The organism is Gillisella taibaishanensis, assembly GCF_001938985.1.
GTDB lineage: Bacteria > Pseudomonadota > Alphaproteobacteria > Rhizobiales > Rhizobiaceae > Allorhizobium > Allorhizobium taibaishanense.
Map to the genome: position 1 here is coordinate 75,384 of NZ_MKIN01000024.1, position 10,038 is coordinate 85,421.

General features: G+C 55.8%; 11 protein-coding genes and 1 tRNA gene. 6 read left to right on the plus strand and 6 right to left on the minus strand.

What is annotated here, in order from left to right; all coding sequences use genetic code 11:
• Positions 1-6: 6 nt before the first annotated feature.
• The 3 genes from BJF91_RS19305 to purL are packed head-to-tail and all read right to left on the minus strand — an operon-like array spanning position 7 to position 2,719.
• Positions 7-207 carry a hypothetical protein gene (locus BJF91_RS19305; RefSeq protein WP_075616176.1) on the minus strand — a complete coding sequence of 67 codons (201 nt, stop codon included), beginning with the start codon at positions 205-207 and terminating at the stop codon, positions 7-9.
• 15 nt (positions 208-222) lie between these two features.
• Positions 223-459 carry a BolA/IbaG family iron-sulfur metabolism protein gene (locus BJF91_RS19310; RefSeq protein WP_015915812.1) on the minus strand — a complete coding sequence of 79 codons (237 nt, stop codon included), beginning with the start codon at positions 457-459 and terminating at the stop codon, positions 223-225.
• A gap of 22 nt (positions 460-481) precedes the next feature.
• Positions 482-2,719, minus strand: a complete 2,238-nt coding sequence (purL, locus tag BJF91_RS19315; RefSeq protein WP_075616177.1) for a phosphoribosylformylglycinamidine synthase subunit PurL — start codon at positions 2,717-2,719, stop codon at positions 482-484.
• Between the two features lie 270 nt (positions 2,720-2,989).
• Here purL and BJF91_RS19320 point away from each other — a divergent pair, with 270 nt between their 5' ends.
• Both BJF91_RS19320 and BJF91_RS19325 read left to right on the plus strand, forming a co-directional pair.
• On the plus strand, positions 2,990-3,649 hold the full coding sequence (locus BJF91_RS19320) for a J domain-containing protein (RefSeq protein ID WP_139310776.1): 660 nt from the start codon (positions 2,990-2,992) through the stop codon (positions 3,647-3,649).
• A 730-nt stretch (positions 3,650-4,379) separates the two neighbouring features.
• Entirely contained in the window at positions 4,380-4,823 is a 444-nt protein-coding gene (locus tag BJF91_RS19325; protein ID WP_139310777.1) for a helix-turn-helix domain-containing protein, read from the plus strand.
• 91 nt (positions 4,824-4,914) lie between these two features.
• Here BJF91_RS19325 and lipB read toward each other — a convergent pair whose 3' ends face one another.
• Positions 4,915-5,643 (minus strand): lipoyl(octanoyl) transferase LipB, encoded by a 729-nt coding sequence (gene lipB, locus BJF91_RS19330; protein WP_075616179.1) that lies wholly within the window; start codon positions 5,641-5,643, stop codon positions 4,915-4,917.
• Positions 5,644-5,889: 246 nt separating this feature from the next.
• Between lipB and BJF91_RS19335 the strand changes: the two genes are divergently transcribed.
• Positions 5,890-5,974 (plus strand) — tRNA-Leu (locus BJF91_RS19335).
• 259 nt (positions 5,975-6,233) lie between these two features.
• On the plus strand, positions 6,234-7,067 hold the full coding sequence (locus BJF91_RS19340; RefSeq protein WP_083943393.1) for an ABC transporter permease: 834 nt from the start codon (positions 6,234-6,236) through the stop codon (positions 7,065-7,067).
• 18 nt (positions 7,068-7,085) lie between these two features.
• Here the strand turns inward: BJF91_RS19340 and BJF91_RS19345 are convergent, their stop codons facing one another.
• Positions 7,086-8,153 (minus strand): tyrosine-type recombinase/integrase, encoded by a 1,068-nt coding sequence (locus tag BJF91_RS19345; RefSeq protein ID WP_075616180.1) that lies wholly within the window; start codon positions 8,151-8,153, stop codon positions 7,086-7,088.
• Positions 8,154-8,262: 109 nt separating this feature from the next.
• On the opposite strand from BJF91_RS19345, the gene BJF91_RS24845 reads away from it, so the two are divergent.
• The gene (locus BJF91_RS24845; protein ID WP_139310778.1) at positions 8,263-8,718 is read left to right on the plus strand and encodes a hypothetical protein; all 456 of its coding nucleotides are present in this window, start codon (positions 8,263-8,265) and stop codon (positions 8,716-8,718) included.
• 178 nt (positions 8,719-8,896) lie between these two features.
• Here BJF91_RS24845 and BJF91_RS19355 read toward each other — a convergent pair whose 3' ends face one another.
• On the minus strand, positions 8,897-9,697 hold the full coding sequence (locus BJF91_RS19355) for a S24 family peptidase (RefSeq protein WP_075616182.1): 801 nt from the start codon (positions 9,695-9,697) through the stop codon (positions 8,897-8,899).
• A gap of 83 nt (positions 9,698-9,780) precedes the next feature.
• On the opposite strand from BJF91_RS19355, the gene BJF91_RS19360 reads away from it, so the two are divergent.
• Positions 9,781-10,029, plus strand: coding sequence for a transcriptional regulator (locus BJF91_RS19360; RefSeq protein WP_075616183.1), 249 nt, complete (start codon positions 9,781-9,783; stop codon positions 10,027-10,029).
• Positions 10,030-10,038 lie beyond the last annotated feature (9 nt).

Sequence of the window (10,038 nt, forward strand, 5' to 3'; positions counted from 1 at the left end):
TGAGGCTCAGCCCCGATTGCGCGTCACGCGGCGGGCCTGGCGGGCTGCCTTGCTGCGGTTGTTCGCCCGGGTAGGTTCGACCTTCTTGTCGACCACGGGGGCGTTCAGCCGGTGCAGCCGGGTCTGTTTATGCTTGCGGCGATCGGCGAATTCCGCCTTCACCGACTGGATCAGGGAGGAAAAGAACGAGGTGATCGGATTGCTCATGGTGATGTGATACCGTCAGGCTTCGGGGATGGAGGTTTGGAGCGCAAGGGCATGCAAGACGCCGCCCATATTGCCCTTCAGAGCGTCATAGACCATCTGATGCTGCTGCACGCGGCTCTTGCCGCGAAAGGCTTCGGCCACGACTTCCGCAGCGTAATGATCGCCGTCGCCGGCCAGGTCGCGGATCACGACCTTGGCCCCGGGAATGCCCGCTTTAATCATGTCTTCGATATCGCCGGGCTTCATAGCCATGGTTCTGCTCCCATTCTTATTTTTACTCTGCGGCGGCCAGGCTGACAGCCTTGGCCTCCATGAAATCAGGGAACCACGATTCATGGGCCTTGCGCAATTCCTCAACCGAAATTGTGCACACACCGTCGATTGCAAGCGCATTGCCGCCGACCCTGCCGAGACGACGGAAGGGCACGCCGGCGCCTTCCGCGTTGGCGCAGATGAACTGAGCGAGGTCCGCTGGCACGGTCAGGACATACCGAGCCTGATCTTCGCCAAACAGAAGGCCGTGCATAGGGCCACGGCTTTCCGACAGGTCTATGGCAAGGCCCTTGTCCGAAGACATAGCCATTTCGGCAAGCGCAATTGCCAGCCCGCCCGAAGAAATATCGTGGCAGGCGGTGACCTGACCATTGCGGATGGCCGAGCGGACGAAATCGCCATTGCGACGTTCAGCATGCAGGTCGACGTCCGGAGCCGGACCATCGGTGCGGTCTAGGAGGTCGCGCAGATAAACCGAGCTGCCGAGATGGCCGCCGTCAGTACCGATCAGAATGACATGATCGCCCTCATTGGCCGTGCCGATCTTCGCCATGCGGCTCCAGTCCGGCAGCAGGCCAACGCCGGCAATGGTCGGTGTCGGCAGGATGGCGACGCCATTGGTTTCATTGTAGAGCGAGACATTACCCGAGACGATCGGGAAATCCAGCGCCCGGCAGGCCTCGCCGATGCCCTTGATGGCTTCGACGAGCTGCCCCATGATTTCTGGCTTCTCAGGATTGCCGAAGTTCAGATTGTCGGTAGAGGCGAGCGGCTCGGCGCCGGTGGCCGTGATATTGCGCCAGCACTCAGCGACCGCCTGCTTGCCACCTTCAAACGGGTCGGCCTCGACATAGCGCGGCGTGACGTCTGACGAGAAGGCGAGCGCCTTGGTGGCGTGGCCTTCCACGCGCACGACGCCGGCGTCACCGCCCGGAATTTGCAGCGAATTGCCCTGGATCAGAGTATCATATTGCTCGTAGACCCAGCGCCGGCTGGACTGATTGGCCGAGCCTACCAGCGAGATGATCGCGGCGCGATAATCGGCTGGCTCATCGACCAGATTGGCGGGCAGGGGTGCGCGGCGATCGGGCTGCCGCCAAGGGCGGTCATATTCCGGTGCCTGGTCGCCGAGATCCTTGATCGGCAGATTGGCGACTTCTTCGCCCTGATGAATGATGCGGAAGCGCAGGTCGTCGGTGGTCTTGCCGACGATGGCGAAATCCAGCCCCCATTTGACGAAGATCGCCTTGGCGACTTCTTCCTTGGACGGCTCCAGCACCATCAACATGCGCTCCTGGCTTTCCGAGAGCATCATTTCATAGGCGGTCATGTTTTCTTCGCGCACCGGCACCTTGTCGAGTTCGAGCTCGATACCAAGATCGCCCTTGGCGCCCATTTCCACCGCCGAACAGGTCAGGCCAGCCGCACCCATGTCCTGGATGGCAATAACGGCGCCGGTCTTCATCAGCTCGAGGCAGGCTTCCAGCAGGCATTTTTCGGTGAAGGGATCGCCGACCTGCACGGTCGGACGCTTTTCCTCAATCGACTCGTCAAATTCTGCGGATGCCATGGTGGCGCCGCCGACGCCGTCGCGACCGGTTTTGGCGCCGAGATAGACGACCGGTAGGCCGACGCCCTTGGCTTCCGACAGGAAGATCGCATCCGACTTGGCAAGGCCCGCCGCAAAAGCGTTGACCAGGATATTGCCATTATAGCGTTCGTCGAATTCCACTTCGCCGCCGACGGTCGGCACGCCGAAGGAATTGCCGTAGCCGCCGACGCCGGCAACCACACCTGCCACCAGATGCCGGGTCTTCGGATGATCCGGCGCGCCGAAGCGCAGCGCGTTCATGGCCGCAATTGGCCGTGCACCCATGGTGAAGACGTCGCGCAGAATGCCGCCGACACCTGTCGCCGCACCCTGATAGGGCTCGATATAAGAGGGGTGGTTGTGGCTCTCCATCTTGAAGACGACGCAGTCGCCATCGTCGATATCGACCACGCCGGCATTTTCACCAGGGCCCTGAATGACGCGCGGACCCTTGGTCGGCAGCGTGCGGAGCCATTTCTTTGACGATTTGTAGGAGCAGTGCTCGTTCCACATGGCCGAGAAAATGCCGAGCTCGGTAAATGTCGGCTCCCGGCCGATCAATTGCAGGATCCGGTCATATTCCTCGGGCTTCAGGCCGTGGGAGGCAACCAGTTCCGGAGTGATCGGTATGGAATTCGGGATCGTCATGGCTCTCTCTTGCAATGGGAGTGCGAATTTTGCCGGTCTTTTATAACAGGCATCGCGTTTGCGCGACTGGAAAATGCGGTGCAGCGCGCTAAAAAGCCGCCTTTCCAAGGTTTCTGCGTCGCGGCCGTCCGATCCGAAGATCGCAGCGCGCGGCGATGCCTTGCACTGGGAAAAGTCAATCTGTTTGGGGATAGCGAATTTCTTTTCACATTTTCGCCCCGGCCTGCGGTAAACTTATGCGCGACATGCGCCGGTAAGCGAACCGGCAAAATGGCCGACCGTGATTACGGCGGTCCCGTAATTCTAGACAGGTGCCTCGTGATCGATCCCTATGTCATGCTTGGTTTGGAGCGCGATGCCGATGAGGCCGCCATCAAGGCTGCCTATCGCCGCAAAGCCAAAAGCGCCCATCCCGATGCTGGCGGCGATCCCGACGAATTCGGCCGGATCACCACGTCTTATGATCTGTTGAAGGACCCGGTGCGCCGAAGGGTCTATGACGATACAGGCTATGATCCGCAACTGGCCGATGTTGCCGACCTGAAGGGGCTAATGGTGCTGGAATCGCTGATCAACGACATGATTCTCGACGAGCGTGAGCCCGGCAGCTTCGATCCCGTCGCGGGTCTGCGCCGAAAGCTGACTGACGATATTCTCAAAGCCCGCTTTCATATTCTGGAACTGGAGCGCCACCGCACCCGCATCCGCAAACATGTGGACCGCATCGGTCGGCGCCCTGAAACCGACGTACTTGGTTCGATGCTGCGCGCCCGCACCCAGTCGATTGCCGAGGCGATAAAGAGCGCGGAAACCCAGATCGACGCGATCGAGCGGGCTTATTCCATGCTTGAAGGCTATTCCTATGAGCTGGAACCACTCTCCGAGGCGCTTGCTGATCCGGTGCCTGACCTGCCCAAGGCGGCAGAATAGGGTCCCGCACATCCGTCATATCTTCCTGATTATAATGAGCGATCAGGGCGTCTCACGCTGATGGCGATGTCTCGCCCATCTCTCGACGTAGCGTCGAAAACGTGGCGTTGCGTGATTCTTGCGGCGTGCCAAGTTGGTGCAGATCCTCGAAGGCGGACGACTGTGTTGTGGCTTTATGAGGCATTTTCCGCGCAGGTGTTTAGCCGGTTTTAAGCGATTTCGTTGATGGCCTGATGTGTTCAGCAACCTCAATGCGTGCCGCTTGCGAAGCTTTAAAATCCATCAAAATATTGAAAATAAACAGATATATTCTAAAATTTTGCAATTGGTACGCCGATTTTGCGGCTGCCGACTGTGTTCTTCCGCACCCCAGCCCTTTTGAAAACAAATTTTCCGATTAAGCTTCATTGCGGCACAAGTGCAATTTTCGTAATCTATGAATATTAGCATTCGCAAAGGGATGTAACGGTGACTTCAAGAGAATGACGGTCGCTGGCCTGAGATATCAGTACCATCCTGACGTTAGGATTTTTTTGTGAGGGAAGGAACCAATTCACGCGATGCTCGTTATCGGCATGGTTTTAACCGGTCCAGCGGGCAGATCATCTGATTAAGCAGTAAAGCATGCGCCATCGTTCATTGCTCGGTTTTCATCCATTTTGGAAGGGCTCGAACGGGGTGGGTTAAGAGGTTGTTTTGGCGTGGGTGTCTTACAACCGGGATCAGGGGAATGTTGGGTGGCTGGGCATCATCGGCATTTTTTCACGGAGATCGTATTATGGGGCTTTACGATATAAACCGGCTGCTCGACGTCAATGACGATACGCTCGGCGGACGTTTGGCCACGGCGCGCGACTGCGCTGGCCTCGGTCTTGCAGACTTGGCCACTTTGGTCGGCATTCCTGTCGCGAAGTTGCGCTCCTGGGAAGCTGACCGGTGCGAAGCCGACTCTAAAAGCATAGGAATTGTTGCCGACAGCTTGGGCGTTTGCCCGCGCTGGCTCATGACTGGCAATGGCCGCGGTCCGGACGAAGACGATGATTTCGAAGACGAGATGCTTCAGGTTATGCGTCGTGAACTCGATCGGCTCACGCAAATGCACCAGCAAACCGGCAGCATGATCGAAACCCTCAACCGTCGGATCGGGGATCTCGAGCAGCGCTCGGTAAGATAGAGTTTAGCGGAGTCTTGCGCGCAAGCTTAATTGGTCAATAGAGCCTTCCGTTTCCTTTGGATCCGGAAGGCTCTTGTCGTTTGTGGGTGGATCAGCTTGCTGAGCTTGGACAGATCGCGGTTTCGCCGAACACCTGTTCAAAACTCTGTCGCAAGTGGATATCGACATCGGCCATGGTGACCGGCAGGCCGAGATCCACCAGGCTGGTAACGCCATAGGCGGAAATTCCGCAGGGGACTATGCCGCTGAAATGGCCAAGATCCGGCTCAACGTTGAGCGACAGGCCATGAAAGCTCACCCAGCGCCGAAGGCGTATGCCGAGCGCGGCAATCTTGTCTTCGGTCATGGTGCCGTCGGCAAGCAGTGGCTTTTCCGGACGACGCACCCAAACGCCGACCCGTTCTTCGCGCCGCTCTCCGCGCACGTTCATCGCGTCGAGCGTTCGGATTATGACGTCTTCGAGTGCGGCAACATAGGCGCGCACGTCCTGACGGCGCCGCTTCAGATCCAGCATCACATAGACGACCCGCTGGCCCGGCCCATGATAGGTATATTCGCCGCCGCGGCCGGTGGCGAAAACCGGGAAGCGCTGTTTGTCGATCAGGTCCTTTGGATCGGCGCTGGTGCCGGCCGTATAGATCGGCGGATGCTCTACCAGCCACACCAACTCGTCCGCCTCGCCATCGGCAATCGCTGCGACTTCCGTCTCCATAGTGGCCAAGGCCTCTTCATAAGCCGTCAGCCCCTCGCTCACCCGCCAGCGAACCGGAGGTGAGCCCGGCGTGGCAAGCATGGTCTTGTCGAGATCGGTGCGAAGCATGGCAATGTCCTGGAAGCAATTTGGTACAACACTCGGGCGACCGGCTGACGATCGCTCGGCACCGTTGCTAACCTTGCATGTATGCTCCCGCTGCCGGATTTGCAATCCACATGACTATAGGCGAGTTTTCAACAATTATTTCAATAACCTGCGCCGATTTCATAAAAATGTTGCATGCTGCCCTTGTGCACCCCCAACGCATTTGCTAATTGCAGCCCGTCGACGCAAGTCGACATCTACCACGATGCGGTCGTGGCGGAATTGGTAGACGCGCAGCGTTGAGGTCGCTGTGGGGCAACCCGTGGAAGTTCGAGTCTTCTCGACCGCACCAAAGAACCCGGCTTTAGGCCGGGTTTTCTTTTTTCTACAAGGGCTTAAGTTTTGATGTGTCCCACGTCAAACCCCTGCGTGGGACATATTGGGCCGTTACGTTCCCCGTTGCCCCAGCCTCAAACGCTTGTTGACTACATCGCCTTTATTTGTTTTTGCTTCCGAGCGGCCGTGTTACATTGTCGGTGCTCGGTAAGCGGAACTCAAAAAGGCCAATTTTTTGACGTTTCTTCCAGCCCAGTGAGAATCGGGATAGTGCCGTGACAAATGTTAACGATCGCGCCGTAAACGGGAAGAGCACCGAATTACAGAGTAGCGTAAGCTACGCTTTGCAGCAAAAATTGAACGTGATGCACGCGGTTATCTTGCGCGACATCCGAAGCCGTTATTTCAATCACGGGCTGGGCTTTTTGATAGTTCCGCTGTTTCCAGTGGCGCATATTCTTTTGCTTCTTCTTATTTATCGCGTAACGGGGAAAAACTCGGAATTTGGTGACGATCTTCAGCAGTTCTTTGCTACAGGCCTCTTGCCTGTTATGACGTTCATGTATGTCTCGAGATTTATGTCGATATCACTGTTGGCAAATAAATCGATGATGATGTTTCCCGTAGTGCAGTTGCTTGATATTGTATTAGCGCGTGCATTTTTGGAATTTATTGGAATAGTTATTGCGTTTATAATTATCTGCTTTTATCTCCTCGCGATGGGTTCCAATCCCGTACCGGTCGATCCTTCCGAAGCTTTAGTCGCGTTTTTCTTTACGGTTATTTTGTCGATTGGATTTGGAATCACGGCTAGCGTAATATCTGCAGTCGCCCCTATTTTCCCGATGGCTTACGGGTTGTCGATGGTGATATTTTATCTTTCTTCAGGCGCGCCCATCTACCTGCATACATTTCCAGAGCAGGCTTTGTATGCCTGTTCGTGGAACCCTGTTTTTCAGGCGGTCGAGTGGGTGAGGTCTGCATATTATCTAGGATATCCGACTCAATATCTAGACAAGGAATATTTCATCGGATTTTCGATAGGCAGCGTATGCTTCGGCTTGGTGCTCGAACGCGTGGTGCGTCGGCTCGCACTACAAGGCTCTTAATAGAAATATTGCGTCTGCTCACTGCCAAGCCTTTGACATATCGAGTCGGTCCATTGCCTGCTGAGCAAGCTTCCAGCGTTCTACGCGGCGTGTATAAACTTCGCTTGTTTTTGCCTCCGAGTGGCCCAGAATTGCCATAATTTCATATTGGCTGCAGCCTTGCTCTGCCAATAATTCGGCAAGACCCTTGCGCACCCCATGGGCCGAGAGGTGGTCCAGGCCGGCGTCAATGCACCACCTCTTGAACATAGCAGACATGGAATCACCGCTGGCAAAGGGCCTGTTGCCACGTGCGACGAGGTAGGTTTCAGCTATTGTGCCCTGGCTATGGATCGCCGCTTTCAACGGCTTGAGCAAGGGTATGGTCACTTCGGAAGATCCCTTCTTAGCGGGCATCCACCGCAGCGCCTCCAACCCGTCAAGAGTGCACTCGTGCCTTGGACCGAGGAATGTCAGGTCTTCAATGCGGCATCCTGTCCAGAGCAGGATGGACATGGCAATAAAGGGTTTCGAGCCCGGCCTATGCTGGGCAAAAAAGCGTTTCACATCTGCCGATTTCCAAGGCGTTGCGCCGTCGCCCTTTTTGTAGATCCGGTCAATTTCCTTGGCTGGATTGGCTTTGAGATGGCCGCGTTTGATTGCCCATTCGTACATGACGCTGATAGCTTCTATAAGGGCATCCGCCTGGGCAGGGGTGGCGGCCATTTTATCCTGCATTTCGATCAGCTTTGTTTGCGGGATAAGCATTACTCTGTCTGGATCCTCGATAAGGCGGGCCAGCAGGTTGCGTTTCTTTTTTAACGTCTTGGCACTGGTGAGCCGAGCTTTCACTCTTTGCTCCATGTATTCAAAATAACTATGCACCAGCCAGCCAATGGATCGGGGTTTGACCACCTCTGATGCCTTCTTCAAAGGCGCCGGCTGCTCTCCATAGCGGGCAAGGGTGTATTGGCGGCTGAAATCTTCGTCGCCCGGCAGGCAGAAGATGCGAATGCGCTGTTTGGGGTTGCCAATGACCCTGACGCGGTAACGGACCGTGCCTGAAGGCAGTTCTTCCTTGATCAGGCCGGGATAGCTGACTTTCATGGCGGCTCACCATTCCTTGAGGTCAAGAGAGGTAGGCTCGGCATCACTTTCAACGCTGCCGGCAAATCGTATCTCAACCGTGCCATCCTGAATAAGCAGGCGATCTACCATGAGACCGGCGCGTCTGGCGGCTTTTAGGGCGGCGGCCATGGCATGTTCGCTGGCACGCTTTCTGGTGGGGGATGCCCCTCCGGTCTTTGCAGCGTTCCGCATTTTATTTCTCCCGTCTTTGTGGCCCGGTATGTTTGCAATCCAGTATTCTGCGACGTTTTTGCTCCTGAGCGATCATTTCCACATGCGCAGTAACATGCGGCACGGTTATCAAGGCGCCTTGCTTGGTTCGCATTTGAAAACGCGGGATAGTCTTGGCGGTGCCTCGACTGGGGAGGGGGGGATGATTCAGCTTGCGGCGTCTCGAGCCACTGCCGGCTATGTCAGTTCGGCCTGGTTGCCTTTTGCTCATGCGTTTTCCTTTCCACCGGCGATTAGGCGCGGATTGTCGATCACGGTTCTGCCGAACCGCGTTGTCTGTTGGATGTTTGGAATCAAATGGGGAGAAAGCTAATTCCCAATCAGATGAAAGCATAACTTTCGATCTTGCGCAAGCGATATGAAAGCAGTGCTTTCATAATGGTGCGAGTGGAGATCGAGCCGTGACAAACGCCGTCTTTTTGGCCGGCCGTGAGGGCACAAAAAAGGCCCCGTTTCGGGGCCATTATGTTAGACGGATATCACCGGCTGAGCTATTTTCGCGAGATGTGCCCGCACACCCGACCGATGACTGTTAGGCGATTCAGTTCCACCGTAAAGGTCTCAAGCGCAGGGTTGTCAGAAATAATTCTGACCTCCGTGGGGTTGGAGAACGGCACTCGCTGCAATCTCTTAATCTGTGGCTCTGCAAAACCGTCGCTGATTGCATATACGGCATCAACCGAGAATTGGTTTTGCGAAAGGTCTATGAGCACTCGGTCGCCAGGGTGAAAGGACGGCTGCATGCTATCCCCAATAATCTCGAATATGACCGTGTGAGAGGGGGACGCTTTCGCCTCGTGCCGCAGGTAGTCTTCGGGTAGCAGCCACTCCGCGATGATTCTGTGAGCAGAAATGGTACCATTTGCGAAGGGCACGCTGATTAGTTCTCCGATGGTTCCGTTGCCCGCGCCGAGACGCACATCCAGCTCTGGTATTGCGCCGTCAACTTGAGGGGTCCAGCTTTCGCGGGCGTAGCTTTCCGCATCGCAATCGATTGGTTCGTGTTGTTGGTCTGGATCAAATGAGGAAATTAGGCTTCCTGCTTTGGGCGCACGGTTAAATGCTAGCCAGTCCAGATCCACGTTTGCGATTTGACAGATTGCCTTGAGGCTTTCGATTCCGACCTCCGCGCCACGCTCCCAATTGCCAACCGCGCCACGCGTCACCGGGCGCCCATGCTTACTGAGAAGCTGCGCGAACTCTTCCTGTGAGCGAAGTTTTAGGACATTGGTTCGCACATCTTTGATGCGTTGGCCACGTTCTTCGTCGACTTTTCGTGAGATCATCATCATGCTTCGAATATGCCTCATGAAAGGGAAACTTTCATCGAAAGAAATGCTTGCACTTTTATGAAAGATATGCTTTCCATCGAAAAATGGAAGAAGTTTGTAGAAGAGCTATAGCGGCGGGTGGTGGTCCGACACTTCTTGCACAGTCGTTGGGAGACATTAGTCCTCAGGCGGTTTCTCAATGGCGGCGAGTTCCGGCAACACGTGTCCTGTTGGTGGAGAAAATGACTCGAATAAGCCGGCATGAGCTGCGGCCTGATATTTATGGCCCGCTTCCTGAACTCGGCGCGATGATAGAGGGCAAGTCGCCACCGTACGCATGCGGGCCTCCCTGAACAGCTAAC

What these genes read in the sequence shown, in the direction of transcription:
- BJF91_RS19305 (WP_075616176.1), bottom strand. Translation starts at nt 207, where the DNA reads ATGAGCAATCCGATCACCTCGTTCTTTTCCTCCCTGATCCAGTCGGTG.
- BJF91_RS19310 (WP_015915812.1), bottom strand. Translation starts at nt 459, where the DNA reads ATGGCTATGAAGCCCGGCGATATCGAAGACATGATTAAAGCGGGCATT.
- purL (WP_075616177.1), bottom strand. Translation starts at nt 2,719, where the DNA reads ATGACGATCCCGAATTCCATACCGATCACTCCGGAACTGGTTGCCTCC.
- BJF91_RS19320 (WP_139310776.1), top strand. Translation starts at nt 2,990, where the DNA reads ATGGCCGACCGTGATTACGGCGGTCCCGTAATTCTAGACAGGTGCCTC.
- BJF91_RS19325 (WP_139310777.1), top strand. Translation starts at nt 4,380, where the DNA reads ATGTTGGGTGGCTGGGCATCATCGGCATTTTTTCACGGAGATCGTATT.
- lipB (WP_075616179.1), bottom strand. Translation starts at nt 5,643, where the DNA reads ATGCTTCGCACCGATCTCGACAAGACCATGCTTGCCACGCCGGGCTCA.
- BJF91_RS19345 (WP_075616180.1), bottom strand. Translation starts at nt 8,153, where the DNA reads ATGAAAGTCAGCTATCCCGGCCTGATCAAGGAAGAACTGCCTTCAGGC.
- BJF91_RS24845 (WP_139310778.1), top strand. Translation starts at nt 8,263, where the DNA reads ATGAGACCGGCGCGTCTGGCGGCTTTTAGGGCGGCGGCCATGGCATGT.
- BJF91_RS19355 (WP_075616182.1), bottom strand. Translation starts at nt 9,697, where the DNA reads ATGATGATGATCTCACGAAAAGTCGACGAAGAACGTGGCCAACGCATC.
- BJF91_RS19360 (WP_075616183.1), top strand. Translation starts at nt 9,781, where the DNA reads ATGGAAGAAGTTTGTAGAAGAGCTATAGCGGCGGGTGGTGGTCCGACA.